Origin of the sequence: Rhizobium sp. S163 (genome assembly GCF_030380805.1) — a bacterium.
GTDB lineage: Bacteria > Pseudomonadota > Alphaproteobacteria > Rhizobiales > Rhizobiaceae > Rhizobium.
Genome location: NZ_JAUDSA010000037.1, coordinates 298,035 through 314,042, shown reverse-complemented (window position 1 = coordinate 314,042; position 16,008 = coordinate 298,035). Strand labels below are relative to the sequence as shown.

Below are 16,008 nucleotides of genomic sequence, written 5' to 3'. Positions count from 1 at the left end.
TCCTTGTATATAATTTAGACACGTGATGCTTATCGTGTGAGCACATTCTGCCGGTTGGCGCGTTAATCAGCAGAAGGCTAAAAGGCTCAATTGACGTTCGGATACTCGTGGTGTACCGAAAATTAAAGCCTTAACGCATGAGTGCATACGGAGTGACATGATGGAGCGCTATTTTCCGCTGGACGAATACGAGGCGCGCTGGAACCGCGTTCAAAAGGAGATGAAGCGGCGTGGCTTTGCCACGACAGTCGTCTTCGGACGGGGCGGCGGAACGACCGACAATTGCGGTGACATCCTCTACCTCTCCAACCACTACGCCATCAGCAGCGGCATGGACTCATTGATCTGGACTGCGCGATCCTTCGCGGGCATCATCTTACAGGAAGGACTTTCCCCACAGCTACATATCGACGAGCCGGAAGTTCGTCGCGATCTGGTGTCGGTAGATGACGTGCTGAGCAGCAACCATCCCTTCGAAAGCGTTGCCCGCTCGCTCGTCGAACGCGGTGTGAAAGGCCCCGTCGCGCTTGTTGGCACAAACCTGATCCCGGTAAAATACTACCGCGAGCTGGAAGCCATTGCGCCCGATATTGAATGGGTCCCTGCCGACGACCTTGTCAGATCCGTTCGGCGGATCAAGAGTAAGCGCGAACTCGACTGTTATCGCGTCGCGGGCGAGACCGCGACGGCGGGAATGACGATCCTGATGGAAAGCCTGATCTGCGGCATGTCGGAGCGCGAAGCGGCTGGCGAAGCCGCCCGCGAGGTGGTGCGACGTGGTGGCCGCATCCAGATGATCGGCACCAACCATGGAGACACGCTTGGCTTCGACCAGCGCTTCCCGCTCACGGGCTACAGCGCCGATGTGCCGGATGTCGGCGATATCGTCACCGGCACGCTTCATGGCCCGCTGTTTCAGGGATATTATCTCGATCCCGGCCGTACGGCTGTGCGGGGCAAAGCCAACAGCGAACAGCTGCGCCTGATCGAAGCCGCCGGCAACATCGTGCACAGCTTGTCGGATATGCTGAGACCCGGCACGAAGCTACTTGACGTCGCGGCCGAAGGTGATCGTATGACGGCGGCATTCGGCGGCTCGATCTCGCCGATCATGAAGAACTTCCCCTTCTATGGCCACGGCATCGGTCTCGGCTTCGAGCTGCCGCGTATCTCGACGACCATGTCGATGCCCGAAGATGTCGTGGAAGAGAACATGGTATTCGGCGTCGAGGCGTTCCTATCGCTCGACGGCGTCGGCGCGGCCTTCTTCGAAGACATCATCATCATCGGCAAGGATGGCAACGAGCTGCTGACGAAGTCGCCGAGCGTCTTCTAGGCTGAGCGTCAACCGCCACCTGAATAAAGAAGGACCGGGCGAGATAATCGCCCGGTCCTTTTTGCTTAGTGTGCGAAAACGCTGTCGAAGTCCTTGAAGCCTTTGACCTCGATCGGGTTGCCGCTCGGATCGAAGAAGAACATGGTCCGCTGCTCGCCCGGCTCGCCCTCGAAGCGGATCACCGGTGGAATGTCGAAGGCAATACCGCCCTTCTGCAGACGCTCGGCGAGCGCGAACCAATCTTCAAGCGGCAGCACAACGCCGAGATGCGGCATCATCACCATGTGGTCGCCGACCTTGCCGGTGCGCGTCACTTCGAACGGCTTGCCGAGGTGCAGTGAGATCTGGTGACCGAAAAAATCGAAATCGACCCAGGTATCGGTCGAACGGCCTTCGGCGCAACCGAGGACGTCGCCGTAGAAGCGCCTTGACGCGTCGAGATCGGTGACGTGGTAGGCGAGATGGAAGAGTGATCGCACGGTGGTCTCCTTTGTGATGGCGAAATGATCTTGATCAGCGAATGGTGAGGGTTCTGGGCAGGCTCGATAGCGGCTCGGCGCCTTGGTCGGTGACAATCACCGTCTCCGACGCACCGACCGTCCAATGGCCGTAGCTGCGAAGCGTGGCAGGCAGGTGGAACACCATGCCGGGCTCGATCACACGCGAGACGCCGGTAAAAAGGCTGAGGATACTACCCTCGCCCCAATCGGGCGCGAAGGCGACGCCCATCGAGTAGCCGATACGCTTGCGAAACGCGGCGGTGTAGCCGGCCTCGTCGATGATGCTCTGTGCGGCCTCATGCGGCGCCGAACACGGTGCGCCCGGACGGATCGCCGCTAGCGCGGCATCAAGGGCGAGCAGCGAGCAATCCATCATCCTCTGTGCGTCACCAGGCGGCACGCCGATCCAGACGCTGCGCATGAGCGCCGAATGATAACGGGCATGGCTGCCTGCGAGTTCGAGGAACACGGGATCGCCCGCCTCCAGCCGGCGCCGGCGCCAGGTCATGTGCGGCAGGCCGCTGCGCGGTCCCGACGAGACGAGCGGCTCCATGGCCATGGCTTCTGAACCAGCCTGCGTTGCAGCCTGCAGCATGGCGGCTGCTATGTCGTTTTCGTTGCTGCCCCCCCGGCAGGCGTCGATGGCCGCGATCATGCCGGCTTCAGCATAACGCGCGGCAGCGCGGATCGCGGCGAGTTCGTCGGCGGATTTGACCATGCGCAGTGGGGGCAGGATATCCGAGCCATCTGTAAGACGCTCCTGTCCAAGCTCCCTGGCGATCTCATCTGCGAGCCTAGGCGGCAGGAACCAACCACCGAGTTCGATCGCCGGTCGCGTGATCTTGCGGTCTCGCAACAGTTCCACCAGCGCCGAGACAGGGCTCTCACCATCCTGGTAGACGACGATGTCGGAAAGCCAAGTATTGGCTACGGTGCCGTAGAGTTCCAGCTGCCGCACCAGCAACGTGAGCTCGCCCGATGCCGTCAGGATCAGCGCCTGAAACGCGAAGTATCCGGCAGTCTGGCGTCCTGTCATCCAATAGATCGTCTCAGGCCCAGTGACGACGAGCGCCTCGTGGCCGCTGGCTGCCAGAACCGACACTGCCCGCGCCTGACGTTGGGCGAATTCGTCATGCGAAAACGAAGCCTCGCTTCCGCGAAGAGCGTTCAGGCTGTCATTGGGTATCTTGGATTGCATGTTCATTGCCTCAGCTCCGCGCCAGCCAGCCCAGGAAACGGGTGCGTACGCTGTTGAAGTGGGCCTCCATCGCCAGTCTTGCAGCGACGCCGTCCCCGGCTTCGATCGCATCGATGACTGCGATGTGCTCTAGCGCCTGCTGGTCGAAGCGGTCGTGGGTGCGAGTGATCGTGCAGCGGCGGGCGATGCCGCGCATCTCGGTCAGCATGGCGGCGAGCAGAGGAAGCTCGGCGGCATAGGCGACAGCATTGTGAAATGCATCATCGTCGAGCCAGAAGTGATCGAAGGCGATATCGCCGCCATTGGCGTAGGCATGCATGCGTTCGCGCGACTGGATGAGATCGGGCGTGAGCGGTCGCGTGGCCGCTGTCTCGGCTGCTGCTCCTTCAAGCAAGCGCCTGAGCTGGACAATCTCCAGCAGCTGCTCCACTGTCACCTGGCGCACCATGAGCGCGCCGTTCGGCAGCCTCGATATCACGTCCTCTTTCTCCAGGCGGGAGATCGCCGCGCGCAGCGGCGTGCGTGAAATACCGGAGTCCTGCGCGAGCGAACGTTCCGTCAGCATATCGCCGGAGGAAAACTGCCCTTCCAGGATACGCTGCTTCAGATCGCGATAGACCTGTTGTGTCAGGTTTTCCTTTTCACTCATCGTGAACCGCCCGTCTCGCCGGCAATCGCGGCGTACAAGGTTTCGACTGCCGCAGCCAAATCCGCATTGTCCATGGCTTCATCGGGATTGTGGCTGCCGTTCCAGTTGCGCAGAAACACCATGACGGAATCCCAGCCCGCCTGCGCGAAGGCTGCCGCATCATGGCCGCCTCCCGACAGCATCCGGCGCGGGCAATGGCCGAGCCGTTGCGCCGCATCGGCAATCATGTTGCCGAGATCAGCCGACAAGCGCGTCGGCTGGCTCCGTGACTGTTGCCCAAAGTCGAAGCGCACGCCACGCGACGCGGCGATCGATGCCGCCTCGGCCTGCAGCAGTGCATCGGCGCGTTCGAGAACCGCGACATCGTCGCTACGCAGATCAACGCAGAAATCGACCCGGCCTGGCACTTTGGCGAAAGCGTGTTCCGAGCTTGCTGCATCGACCCGACCGAAGGTGACGGCGAGATCGTCGCCACCATCGAGGATGTCACCCCAGTGCTTATCCATGGCAACGATCAGATCGGCGAGCGCGAAAACCGCGTCCGAGCGCGCCGCACGCGGCGCTCCACCCGAATGCGCCCATGTTCCGTCAATGCGCGCCTCACGATATCGCAAACCGCCGCGTACGCCATCGACGATGCCAAACGCTTCCTTCGCATCGTCCAGCACAGGCCCCTGCTCGATATGCAGCTCGATGAAGCGTGCCGGCGAAAGGCCCGGGCCGCTCAATATGGCATCGGGATCCCCACCTTCCGCGCGGATGTGGTCGCTGAGAGTGCGGCCATTGTCGGCCCGCTTCGCTTGCAGTTCTGGCGCAGTCAAGCGCCCGAGCGCTGCCCGTGAGCCGGCGTAGGACACGGGAAACCACACGCTCTCTTCAGCGCGCGTGATGATGACCACAAGATCGACCGGCGGCGCCTGTCCGCTGTCCACGAAAGCCGCCGCAAGGGCAACGGCGCCAGCGACACCGGCTGCGCCGTCATAGGCGCCTCCCATGGCAACCGTATCCACGTGCGAGCCGACATAGATCGGCGGCGCATCGCGATCACGTCCCGGCAGGCGCGCGAAGAGATTGAGCGCGGCGTCCCGCGTCACTGCCATTCCCAGGCGCTCTACTTCCTCGGCCACCACATCATGCGCGCGGCTTTCGAGCGGGCTGTAGGATGGGCGGGTAAAGCCCGGGCCGGGATCGGAAATGGCGTTGATGCGATCGAGCAAGCGATCGATCGTGTCCCTGATGATTGCGCTCACGCGGCTACCTCCGGCAGAAATTCAATGGTCGTGGCCGGCCTCTCGCCGGAGAGCGCCAGGAGCACATTGCGCGCGGCGCCGACTGCGACCCGCTGCAACGCCTCTGGCGTCGTGCCGCCGAGATGCGGGGTGAAGATAACGCGCTCGGACGCGCCTAGCGGGCCATTCGGTGCTTCTGGCGAATGGACGTCCAGTGCTGCCGCGGCGACAATCCCGCCGGCAAGTGCCTCGGCAAGCGCCGGTTCTTCAATCAGACCTGCGCGCGCGGTGTTGACGAGAATCGTGCCCGGCTTCATGACCGCGAAAGCACGGGAACCGATCATCCCGCGCGTCTCATCACGCATGGGGGTGTGGAGAGAGACGACATCGGCCTGTGCGAGGCCCTCGGCAAGCGTACTCACCCGCTGGAACGAACCGGTATCCGAGCTTCTCGGCGAAAATATGAGAACCCGCATGCCGAGCGCTGCGTGAAGCATCCGCCCTAATCCGGCGCCCGTCGCGCCCCAGCCGACGACGAGCGCAGTCTTGCCGGACAACTCATGAAACGTATGGGCTTCGCGAAAGCCGCGCTCGCCGCAGCGAACCGCACGATCTGCGGCTGGAACAAGCCGGGCCGCCGCGAGCGTGAGCCCCAAGGCGAGTTCCGAGACCGATTGCGCGTTCGCGCCGGGTGTGTTGCAGACCAGCACGCCCTTTTGATGCGCAGCGCGCTTGTCGACGGCATCGTGACCCGCGCCGTGAACGACAACAACCTTCAGGCGATCGCTTGCTAGAATGGGCGCAGCCGAGAGGCCCGCATCGCGGGTGATGGCGGCGTCGCAACCCATGATCATCGTCGATACGGTCGCAGCATCCGGCGATGGGCACAGGACGGGTTCCACGCCGGCCTGCTGCAGCAGATCAAGGCCATCCTTGTGAATGGGCTGAACGATCAGGCACTTCATCGCACTGCTCTCCGCTCGTTGATTTCAAGTCGGCCGATAATGGCGTCTCGGGCATTGAGGACATGTCGGCTCATCAGCTTTCCAGCCTGCTCTCCATTCTTGGCGCGCAGCGCCGCGATGATCTCGAGATGCTCCTCGCAACCCTTCAGATAGCGTGCGGGAACGAGGCTGTGATCGAACATGCAGGTCCGGCGCCTGAGATCGCTGATGGTGCGCACCACCATCTGATTGGACGTGGAACGCGCCAGCGTCAGATGGAAATCGTCATCGACCCGGCGCTGTTCGTCTTCCTCGCCCGGCCCTTCGGTCATCAGGGCGGTCACGCGCCTCTCGAGACCGTCGAGGATAGCGGGAGCGACCGTTGTCGCATGGCGGGCGCAATAGCCTTCGATGACACTTCTGAGAAAGAAGATCTCGTTCACCTCGCCTGATGTCAGCGTGCGAACCTTGAGAAAGCGCCCCTCCTGGACGGCAAGTCCTTCGGCCTCGATGCGCTTGATCGCTTCGCGAACCGGCGTGCGCGACATGGCAAGTTCCTCGCCGAGCTTCGCCTCCTGCAATACGTCTCCTGGCTTCAACCCGCCTGCGAGGATCATCTCGATGATTTTCGCATAGGCCTGCTTGGCAAGCGGTTCGCTCATATCTGTCGGTCCTCCACCTTTGCCGCGTCCTCTGGTTTTTCTTCGAGAGACGCAAGGATATCCGCGAGCGCGGCATTGCGCGCAATCAGCAGATCTTCTGCCTCTTCCTGAGATATGGATTTGAAGCGAATGGTGCTGCCGGTCGGTGTCTGCGCCAATCTCGGCAGATCGACCGAGGCAACGGTCGCGATCTTCGGGTAGCCGCCCGTGGTCTGGCGCTCCGCCATCAGCACGATCGGCCGCCCGGACGACGGCACCTGGATCGAGCCCGCCACCGTCCCGTCCGAGACGATATCGTGACCGGCGAAGGCACGGATGGCGGGGCCATCGAGAACCTGCGCCATCCGGTCCCGGCTTGGAGTGACACTAAAGGGGTGCTGCAGGAAATTCTTCCAGGCGGTGACGTCGAAATGATCCGCCTGCGGCCCTGGAACGACGCGCACCGGACCGTTCGATCGCGAGAAGGGCTTGCGCAATGCAAGGATTGGCGACTTGTTGGTCTCGCCAAGCGGCAGCGCATCGCCAATCGCAAGACGCCGTCCCTCAATACCGCCGAGACCGGAGCGAAGATGCGTCGAGCGGGCCTCCAAAACCTTCGGCGTATCGATGCCGCCCGAGATGGCGAGATAACCCCAAACGGCCTGCCGCAGCGCACCGATCTTCAGCACCTCGCCCGGCATAAGCCAATTGCTTTCCCAACCATGCCTGATCTCACCATCGACGGTAATATCGACGGCGCCACCGGTCACCGCGAAACGCACCGGCCTTTCGGCCACGAACGCCCCGCCGACATGGGCGAATTCCAGCGCCGCGTCACTATCCGCGTTGCCGACGAGCCGGTTGCCGATCAGCATCGACATCCGGTCCATGGCACCGGCGCCGGAGACGCCCAGATGCATAAGCCCGGCACGGCCGAGATCCTGGACCGTCAGCATGGGCCCGGCCTGCTTGATATGAAGTATGGTCATGGTGCCACCCACTCCTCCACCGCCTCGCCGCGGCTGACCGCAGCATCGAGGCTTTCTGCCTCGTCAGCATCAACAGGACGAAAGCGCACGCGATCACCGGCGCGCAACAGGAATGGCTGGGGCCGCGATGGATCGAACAGCTTAAGCGGCGTGCGGCCGATGAAACGCCATCCGCTTGGGCCGGGAACGGAGTTGATGCTGGCCTGCTTGCCGCCAATGCCGATCGCGCTCGCCTCGATCCGCTGGCGCGGAACAGCCAGGCGCGGTGTATGCAATTGCTGCGGCAGGCCGCCGAGATAGGAAAAGCCCGGTGCGAAGCCGATCATGTAGACGCGATAGTCTGCAGACGCATGCAACGCGATCAGCTCCTCACGCGACATCTGCTTCATATCCGCGAGTTCATCGAGATCGATCCCGACCTTCTCGCCATAAAGAACGGGTACGGTGATCCGGCGTGCGGTTGCGCTGCCCAGTGACAGCTGACCAAGCAATGTCGCTATCGAAGAGGAAAGGATCTTCCCACGTATGATGATGGGATCATAAGCGACGAGGAGCGAACGATAAGTCGGAACGGTTTCGATGACGCCTGTTATCGGCCGCGTCGCCAGCATGTCCGCCAAGGCGATGACACGCTCATTCGTCTCCTCATCAATCTGGTCGGAGAATTCGACCACGAGCGCACTGTCGCCGCACGCGATAATGCGCGGATAGTTGGGATGGACCGACTGCATCATGGCCATGGGCGCGACTTTACCTGTAAGAAGGGCGCGGGCGCATTAGAATGCCGCTCCAGAGGCTTCAGTGCCGAGCGCAAACGGAAAGCGAGAGATATTTCCACCATCACCATCAAACACGTCTCGACAAGCGAGATTCTCAATCGACAATGCCCTTGTCATTTCAGTACACCAACTGTATGTCAAGCATTATCCTACGCCCCGCAACAATTGACAAATGACCGGCGGCGCCCTCGCAAACAAGGAGTTCAGCCATGGTATCAGTAGATTTGAACTGCGACATGGGCGAGAGCTTCGGGGCCTACAAGATCGGCGACGATGCGGCCATGATGGAGATCATCACCACGGCGAACGTGGCCTGCGGCTTCCACGCTGGCGATCCCGCGGTCATGCGTGACACGATCCAGAGCGCCAAGACGCATGGCGTCGCCGTCGGTGCCCACCCGTCCTTCATGGACCTCTACGGTTTCGGCCGGCGCAGAATTTCGGGCGAGCGGCCCGAGGATATCGAGGCGCAGATCATCTATCAGATCGCCGCGATCCAGGGCATGGCGTCGGCGCTCGGCTGGCCGATCACCCATGTGAAGACGCATGGCTCACTTGGCAACATGGCGGCCGAGGATGCGGAACTGGCGGCAGTTTGCGTGCGCGCCATTCGCGCCGTCGATCCGAACCTCGTCTTCATCACACTCCCCTATTCGCAGACCATGCGGGCCGCCGAGGCCGCCGGCCTCAGCGTCGCCTGCGAGGTCTATGCCGATCGTCGCTATCTCGAAAATGGTATGCTGGCGCCACGGCAGATGGACGGTGCCGTCATTCATGATGTCGAGCAGAGCGTCGATCAGGTGCTCTCGATGGTCTGCAACAACAAGATCCCGACGGTCGGTGGCAAAAGCCTTGACGTTGACGCCGCTACGGTCTGCATTCATGGCGACACGCCGGGCGCTGCGGCGACGGCGCGTGCGTTGCGTGACAAACTCATCGCCGCCGGAATCGACATAGCCCCCTTTTCCAAGCCTGAAATCTGAACGAGGAATGATCTTGACCCGTACCGTATATCTGAATGGCAGCTGGCTCGCCGAAGCTGACGCAAAAGTCTCCGTTTTCGACCGCGGCTTCCTGTTTGCCGACGCGATCTACGAAGTCACCGGCGTTGTCGGCGGCAAGCTGCTTGAATATGCCGGCCATTCGGCGCGCCTTCAGCGCTCCACGGCCGAACTCGGCATCGCCTGCCCGCTGACGGAAAAGGAACTGCTGGCCGTTCACCGCGAGATCGTCCTGAAGAACAATCTTCAGGAAGGGCTTATCTATCTGCAGATTTCCCGTGGCGCGGCCGACCGAGACTTTGCCTTCCCGACGGACGCGACGCCAACTTTGGTCCTGTTCACCCAGGCTAAGGCCGTGCTCGACAACCCGAAAGTGAAGACCGGAATTTCCGTGGCGCTGGTTCCCGATCAGCGCTGGGCACGCCGCGACATCAAGACTGTTCAGCTGCTCTATCCCTCAATGGCAAAGATGCAGGCCGCATCCGTGGGTGCTGACGATGCCTGGCTGGTTGAGGACGGCTTCGTCACGGAGGCGAGCTCGGCGACCGCGCACATCATCAGCAAGGATGGGAAGCTTATCACGCGCGGCCTGTCCAACGCGATCCTGCATGGCATTACCCGCCTCAGCGTTCTCGACATCGGCCGCAATGCTGGCCTTGCCGTGGAGGAACGCGCCTTCACGCCCGAAGAAGCGAAGAATGCCGCCGAGGCCTTCATCACCTCGGCCACCAACTTCGTTCTGCCGGTCACCAAGATCGACGGGCAGCCGGTCGGCGATGGCAAGCCGGGACCTGAAACGCTGAAGCTTCGCCAGCTCTACATCGAAAGCAAGCTGGCGAACGCCATCTGACTTATCGTTGTCGCCCGTTGCGGGCGACAACACCTATTTCGGTGCGGTGGGTTCACCCAGCCGATTGCCCAACGCAATACCGGCTTCAGCCAAGCCCTCGCTCGTCATCAAATTACTGGTGAGCCACAACATCAAACACAATTCAGATATCGTGCGATCAGTAAGCAAATCGCGCACTTTCATATACCTTTTGTTCTTGATGGGGTTCGGACCTTTGGCCAACCTATTTGTCATGAACTGGGAGGCACGATCTGAGTTGCAGCCTCAAACACTTGATCGGCAGTATCCGCCACCCACGCCAACAGGCCCTCACATGCGCGCATCCCCCATTGCCAGCGGATGGTCTTTGATTCACCCGACTACCTCGAACGACGCGGCATGCCCGACAATGCGAATGCGTTGATCTCGGACAAGCACGGGGGTCTGCTGCTGCGCTATCCCGGCTCAGTGAAGTATCTGTAGACGCTTCTGTCGGCCGAAGGTCTGCGGAAACTCGAAGTTGGCGGTCTTGGCGGCGGCGAGCGTCGCGAGGACGGCCGGGCGTTTGTCCTCTACGTCTGTCTAGCCGATCGGGCAGACCACCCGGTCGAACAGTTGGGGATGCCCGACCGCGCTCGACAGCCAGTTGCGAAACCGGGATACCCAACAATTCAGCGATAATACGGTCAGCTCCCAAAACGCGACCGATGCGTCAGCCCGAAGTTGATGACCTTCCTCGCGTTCCGATGCTGATGGGCGCTAAATTACCGCGCAGACAGTTTTGAGTTCCAGGTAATTTTTCAGGCCTGGAGCACCATTCTCATAGCCCCAGCCCGATTGCTTGTGTCCGCCCTTGGGAAGTTCCGGCGAGAAGTAAGAATGGCAGTTGATCCATACCGTACCGGAACGAACGCGAGCGGATAGCCGATGCGCGGCGCTGAGGTCCGCTGTCCAGACGCTGGCGGCAAGCCCATAGGGCGAATTGTTGGCGTAGCTGATCGCCTCATCGACATCGTCGAACGGCGTGACAGCGACCACCGGCCCGAAGATTTCCTCCTGCATCATACGCATATCCTGGCGCACACCTGTTACGACGGTCGGCCGATAGAAGGTCTGCTCCTCGCCCGCCTGCGCGCCACCGGCGACAATCTCCACGCCGTCGGTCGCCGCCTCGCTGATGAAGCCTGCAACACGATCGGCCTGCTTGCGGTTGACCAGCGGGCCCAGATCGGTCTGCGGATCGAGGCCGTGCCCAAGCCTCAACTTGTCGGCCTCACGCGCAAGCCCTTCCACCAGGCGTTCATAGACGGAGCGATTTGCATAAACCCTAGAGCCGGCGACGCAAACCTGACCGGCATTGGCAAAGATGCCTCGCGCGATGCCGGGTATGGCAAGGTCCATATCCGCATCATGCATGACGATCGCCGGCGACTTCCCGCCAAGCTCGAGTGTCAGCTTCTTGAGATTGCCCCGCGCCGCGCCGACGATGAGCTTGCCGACCTCGGTGGAGCCGGTGAAGGCCACCTTGTCGACGTCAGGATGACCTGTAAGCGCCGCACCCGCTGTCTCGCCAAGGCCGGTCACGATGTTGACAACGCCCGCTGGCAATCCGGCTTCTATCATCAATTCACCGAGCCGGAGGGCCGTCAACGACGTCTCCTCGGCCGGCTTGAGAACAACTGTGCACCCGGCCGCCAGCGCCGGGGCAAGCTTCATCGCTACCATCAGCATCGGCGAATTCCATGGCGTTATCGCCGCGACTACACCAATGGGCTCACGCGTCGTATAGGCGAATATCTTTTTACCGGCAGGTTGGTACCCTATCGATGTCGGGATGGTTTCGCCCAGGATCTTGGTCGCAAATCCGGCAAAATAGCGGAACTGTTCGGCCGATGCCGGGATTTCACCGAAGCGGCCCGTTTTCAAAGACTTGCCCTGATCAAGCGTTTCCAGTTCGGCAAGTTCGTCGACATGCGCATCGATGAGATCGGCGATCCGCCACAGCAATTTACCGCGAGCCGATGGGGTGAGACCGCGCCAGGGATCGCTGTCAAAAGCGCGCCGGGCGGCGGCAACGGCGGCATTGACATCGGCCTCGCTTGCGGCTGCCAGTTCCGCCAGCAGGCGGCCGTTGGCGGGGTCGTATGTCGGGAAGGTCCGGCCGGACGTGGCATTGACCCATGCGCCGTCGATCAAAAGCGCCTTGCGAGGTTTGGAGAGGAACGCTCGAGCACCGTGGGTAGACGGTTCGAGGGAGGGAATGGACAAGGTCATGATTGATGATCTCCGATGCCTTCGACCGACCGGGCGGCACGAAGTCTGTCTGCGGCATTAAGGGCGCCGCGTATGATGGAATGGTAGCCGGTGCAGCGACAGATATTGCCTTCCAGCGCCGTCAAGATCTCCGGCTCTGCCGCCTGCGGGTTTGCGATGAAGAGTGCGGTCAGCGCCATTACGAAACCGGGCGCGCAATAGCCGCATTGAAATGCATTTTCTTCGGTCAGCGCGGCCATGACGATGGTGGCGGTCTCGAGGTCATGCAGCCCTTCGGGGCTGGTAATTTCGGCGCCTTGCAACTGCCACGCCATGACCAGGCAGCCGTTGACGGCTTGTCCGTTCATCAGCAGCATGCAGGCGCCGCAGCGTCCTATCCCGCAGCCGATCTTGCTGGCTGCCAGCCCGATCTCCTCACGCAGGATATCCGAAAGCCGCATATCGGGCACAACGTCGATGACCTGGTCGCGTCCGTTAAGGCGGAACGATACCGGCATGGAGAGTGCCAAGTTCATTTGCGGCCCCTCATGGCGTCGAGGATCGCCTCGGGCGAGAACGGTATCGTCAAAGGCAGAAAGTCGATGGCGTTGGCAACCGCATTGGCGATCGCTGGGCTAATAGCCCCAATGCCCAATTCGCCAGCGCCGCGCGGCCCGAGTTCGTCCCCTTCGTCTAGCTCCTCAAGCGCAAAAACCGACATGCTTGCCGCCGTGTCACGTATTCCCGGCAACATATAAGTGTCGAGATTTGTCGTGAGGTAGCGGCCGTCGTCGATGATCGCATTTTCTGTCAGGGTGAAGCCCAAGCCCTGAACCACTCCCCCTTCGATCTGGCCAAGATAAGACGCGACATCGATAATCGGACCGGCTGCCGTATGCTGGTGGACATCCAGCACGCGAACGGCGCCGGTGATGCGGTTGACAGCGACGCGGGCGAGACAGGCCCCGAAGGCGAAGATGTATCGCGCGTTTCCGGCGGTGTAGGCGGTCTTCGGGAAGTCGAACGCCACCGTGGCTTCGGGCAAATCATTCGGTGCAAGCGCGCGAGAGAGATCCCGGTAGCTCAACAGCAGATCGCCGCTTTTGCCGCTGACATCGCTGAAACCGCCAGGTCCCAGTCTCAGGCTTTCAGCGGGGCGTCCAAGGAGGGCGGATGCGGCGGCCAGCAGGTCGGGAACGAGGCGCTTAGCGGCCGCCCGCGCAACCTGCCAAACGACATAGCCGCCGCGCGATGCCGTGGTAGAGCCTGAATCGGGGGCGAGCTTGGTGTCGCCAATCAACGGTTTCACCTCATCGCGGTGGCAGCCAAGCTCGGCGGCGACCGCAGCCTTGATCGAGGTCAGCAGCCCCTGCCCCATTTCGTCAAGGCCATAGGCTGCTTCGATCGTGCCTCTCTCGGTCAATCTCAAGCGTCCGCCCGCCGGGTCTGGTACGACCGAGCCGAGGCCATTGCCCTGATAGTTCAGCGCCATCCCAACACCTGGGATTTCGTCGGGATCATCATCGTCAGTCGCTGCGCTCCAGAGTGGGCTTGCGGCCGCGGCCTCAAGCATCTCGGCCAGGCGCTCGGAAGGTGCAACCACCTGGCCGAAATAGCCGGGCGTTCCCGGCTGCCGAAGATTTCGCCGGCGGATTTCCGGCGGCGTGAGACCACAGAGCTCGGCCAGAATATCGATCTGGCATTCGATCGCATAAGTCATCTGATTGGCACCGAAACCGCGAAAGGCACCGCATAGACCGTTGTTGGTGTAAGCCAGCCGGCCGCGTGTCGTGACATTTTCCACGACATAGGGACCAGCCGAATGTTCGAGCGCCGTTTCGAGCACACCGGGGCCGAGCGAGGCGTAGGCACCGGCGTCGGCAAGCACGTCCACATCCTGTGCAAGGAGCCGGCCATCGGCGTCGCATCCGGTCCGCATCCGGATCGTCATTGGATGGCGTCTTATGCCGGCGACGACGGATTCGGCGCGCGAAAGCTGGATACGCACGGGACGGCCCGACTTCATCGCCAGAAGCGCCAGCGCGGGTTGGACCGTCAGTTCGTCCTTGCCGCCGAAGGCGCCACCCGTCGGGCTCGTGACCACACGGATCCTGTCTTCCGGCATTGCCAGGATACGAGACAACTGCAGTCGGTCGCGGGCGCCATGCTGACCTCCGGCGAAAACCGAAAGCGTCCCATCGGGCTCCACCTGTGCATAGCCCCCTTCGGTCTCCAGGAAGCCATGCATCTGGCGCGACGTCACATAGGTGCGCTCAACGATATGGGTGGCCTGCTCGAAGCCAACTGTGATGTCCCCACGGGAAAAACGCAGTATGGTCTGCAGGTTGCCGGCGGCATGCACCTCTGGTGCGTTCTCAGCCAAAGCTGCTTGCGGATCGCTGACGGTGGGAAGCAGCTCGTATTCGACCTTGATCAAAGCCAGAGCCACCTCGGCCGTTTGGGCATCAAGGGCCGCGACGGCGGCAACGATATCGCCTGCGTGACGGACTTTGTCGAAGCAAAATGCCGGCTGATCTTGCACGACGATACCGAAGGCGTTTTCGCCCTGGATGTCGCAATGGGTGACCACGGCGATGACGCCATCAAGCGCCTCGGCGGCGCTCGTGTCGATGGAGACGATGCGGGCGTGTGGGAGGCCTGCACGAAGGATGCGCCCGACGAGCATATCCGGGGAGCGTTTGTCCGTCAGATATGGCAGTTGGCCGGAGGTTTTTGATTCAACGTCGGGGCGCTGGTGCCAGCGATGTGGCTGTTCGGCCCGGCTAAGAAGGATCTCGTCGGCAATGTGTTTATCTTCGGTCACGACGTTGACCGGTGTCCGCGCTTTCGCGGTTGGGCGAAGACCTTGCGTCAAGGCGTTTGCAGCAACCATGCGCCGATAGCGTGCGGATCGAAATGCGTCGTCGGGTGCGCAAACCTCTTCGAACAGATGGGCTTTGAGCTCCTCCCAATCGATGTTGCTCCAAGATGCACCTGCAAGCAGCATCTCGGCCCGACGCAAACGTGCCGGTGGCACGATACCGCCGCCGACGGCAAAGCGCCCCGTGCGCACGTGGTCTCCGTCAAGCTCAATCAGGCCGGCAACGCCGATCATGCTCGGCGTGAACGCGGCCCGCAGTCCTGTCTTGCGCTGCGTCCAGCGACAGTCAGGTGCCATCGACGGCAGGTAAATGGCTTCCACAACCTCGTCCTGTCGTATCGGCAGCGACAGCCAGTGCAACAGGTTTTCGTGCGCTCCGCCGCCGATCCTTGAGGCGTCGAGGGTGGCATCGAGTGCAAGCAATGACGGTAGGAGGCATCCTGCTCTGCCGGTTATGTTGCCGCCGACCGTCCCGAGATTGCGGACGCCGGGTGCGGCAACCGTTCGTGCAGCCGCCGCTAGCATGGGCACGCGGGCATTGATCGTGGCATCCGAGCAAAGTGTCGACAAGGGTGTCAGGGCCCCGATGCGGATCATGTCGCCGGATAGCGAGATGCCAGTGAGGCCCGGAATGTCGCCGAGACTGATCATCGTCGGCGGCTTCGGTAATCCCTTTGCCCATTCCAGATGCAGGGCGGTTCCTCCGGCGACGAACCGGGCACCCTCGTGATCCAGCATCATTTGCAGCGATTGCCGCAAGGATGTCGGACGAAGCACTG

14 protein-coding genes are annotated in these 16,008 nt (G+C 61.9%); 3 read left to right on the top strand and 11 right to left on the bottom strand.

Translation table 11 applies throughout. From position 1 onward, the window contains the following. The first annotated feature begins 160 nt into the window (after positions 1 to 160). Positions 161 to 1,336 (top strand): M24 family metallopeptidase, encoded by a 1,176-nt coding sequence (locus QTL96_RS28465; RefSeq protein WP_289730083.1) that lies wholly within the window; start codon positions 161 to 163, stop codon positions 1,334 to 1,336. Between the two features lie 65 nt (positions 1,337 to 1,401). Here the strand turns inward: QTL96_RS28465 and QTL96_RS28460 are convergent, their stop codons facing one another. The 8 genes from QTL96_RS28460 to pxpB are packed head-to-tail and all read right to left on the bottom strand — an operon-like array spanning position 1,402 to position 8,226. Beyond that, positions 1,402 to 1,815, bottom strand: coding sequence for a VOC family protein (locus QTL96_RS28460; protein ID WP_209193098.1), 414 nt, complete (start codon positions 1,813 to 1,815; stop codon positions 1,402 to 1,404). A gap of 34 nt (positions 1,816 to 1,849) precedes the next feature. Next, positions 1,850 to 3,040: a Xaa-Pro peptidase family protein gene (locus tag QTL96_RS28455; RefSeq protein WP_289730082.1), complete on the bottom strand. Its 1,191-nt coding sequence runs from the start codon at positions 3,038 to 3,040 to the stop codon at positions 1,850 to 1,852. A gap of 4 nt (positions 3,041 to 3,044) precedes the next feature. Further along, positions 3,045 to 3,683 (bottom strand): GntR family transcriptional regulator, encoded by a 639-nt coding sequence (locus tag QTL96_RS28450; RefSeq protein ID WP_132669399.1) that lies wholly within the window; start codon positions 3,681 to 3,683, stop codon positions 3,045 to 3,047. Then, positions 3,680 to 4,933 carry a hydantoinase/carbamoylase family amidase gene (locus QTL96_RS28445; RefSeq protein ID WP_289730081.1) on the bottom strand — a complete coding sequence of 418 codons (1,254 nt, stop codon included), beginning with the start codon at positions 4,931 to 4,933 and terminating at the stop codon, positions 3,680 to 3,682. The genes QTL96_RS28450 and QTL96_RS28445 overlap by 4 nt, the downstream gene beginning before the upstream one ends. Then, positions 4,930 to 5,877 carry an NAD(P)-dependent oxidoreductase gene (locus QTL96_RS28440; RefSeq protein ID WP_289730080.1) on the bottom strand — a complete coding sequence of 316 codons (948 nt, stop codon included), beginning with the start codon at positions 5,875 to 5,877 and terminating at the stop codon, positions 4,930 to 4,932. Before QTL96_RS28440 ends, QTL96_RS28445 begins: the two co-directional genes overlap by 4 nt. Continuing rightward, a complete protein-coding gene (locus QTL96_RS28435) occupies positions 5,874 to 6,518 on the bottom strand; it encodes a GntR family transcriptional regulator (protein ID WP_289730079.1) in 645 nt (214 codons plus the stop codon). Before QTL96_RS28435 ends, QTL96_RS28440 begins: the two co-directional genes overlap by 4 nt. Continuing rightward, positions 6,515 to 7,486 carry a biotin-dependent carboxyltransferase family protein gene (locus QTL96_RS28430; RefSeq protein WP_289730078.1) on the bottom strand — a complete coding sequence of 324 codons (972 nt, stop codon included), beginning with the start codon at positions 7,484 to 7,486 and terminating at the stop codon, positions 6,515 to 6,517. The genes QTL96_RS28435 and QTL96_RS28430 overlap by 4 nt, the downstream gene beginning before the upstream one ends. Beyond that, complete coding sequence (pxpB, locus tag QTL96_RS28425) at positions 7,483 to 8,226, bottom strand: 5-oxoprolinase subunit PxpB (protein ID WP_289730077.1); 744 nt, start codon at positions 8,224 to 8,226, stop codon at positions 7,483 to 7,485. Before pxpB ends, QTL96_RS28430 begins: the two co-directional genes overlap by 4 nt. Positions 8,227 to 8,474: 248 nt before the next feature. Here pxpB and QTL96_RS28420 point away from each other — a divergent pair, with 248 nt between their 5' ends. Both QTL96_RS28420 and QTL96_RS28415 read left to right on the top strand, forming a co-directional pair. Beyond that, positions 8,475 to 9,248 carry a 5-oxoprolinase subunit PxpA gene (locus QTL96_RS28420; protein WP_289730076.1) on the top strand — a complete coding sequence of 258 codons (774 nt, stop codon included), beginning with the start codon at positions 8,475 to 8,477 and terminating at the stop codon, positions 9,246 to 9,248. A 7-nt stretch (positions 9,249 to 9,255) separates the two neighbouring features. After that, positions 9,256 to 10,116: a D-amino-acid transaminase gene (locus QTL96_RS28415; RefSeq protein ID WP_289730075.1), complete on the top strand. Its 861-nt coding sequence runs from the start codon at positions 9,256 to 9,258 to the stop codon at positions 10,114 to 10,116. A gap of 738 nt (positions 10,117 to 10,854) precedes the next feature. Here the strand turns inward: QTL96_RS28415 and QTL96_RS28410 are convergent. From QTL96_RS28410 to QTL96_RS28400, 3 genes are read right to left on the bottom strand one after another with little or no spacing between them, the layout of a single operon-like run. Beyond that, a complete protein-coding gene (locus QTL96_RS28410; RefSeq protein ID WP_289730074.1) occupies positions 10,855 to 12,369 on the bottom strand; it encodes an aldehyde dehydrogenase family protein in 1,515 nt (504 codons plus the stop codon). Beyond that, positions 12,366 to 12,884 carry a (2Fe-2S)-binding protein gene (locus QTL96_RS28405; protein ID WP_289730073.1) on the bottom strand — a complete coding sequence of 173 codons (519 nt, stop codon included), beginning with the start codon at positions 12,882 to 12,884 and terminating at the stop codon, positions 12,366 to 12,368. The genes QTL96_RS28410 and QTL96_RS28405 overlap by 4 nt, the downstream gene beginning before the upstream one ends. Continuing rightward, positions 12,881 to 16,006: a molybdopterin cofactor-binding domain-containing protein gene (locus tag QTL96_RS28400; protein ID WP_289730072.1), complete on the bottom strand. Its 3,126-nt coding sequence runs from the start codon at positions 16,004 to 16,006 to the stop codon at positions 12,881 to 12,883. Before QTL96_RS28400 ends, QTL96_RS28405 begins: the two co-directional genes overlap by 4 nt. Between the last annotated feature and the right edge of the window lie 2 nt (positions 16,007 to 16,008).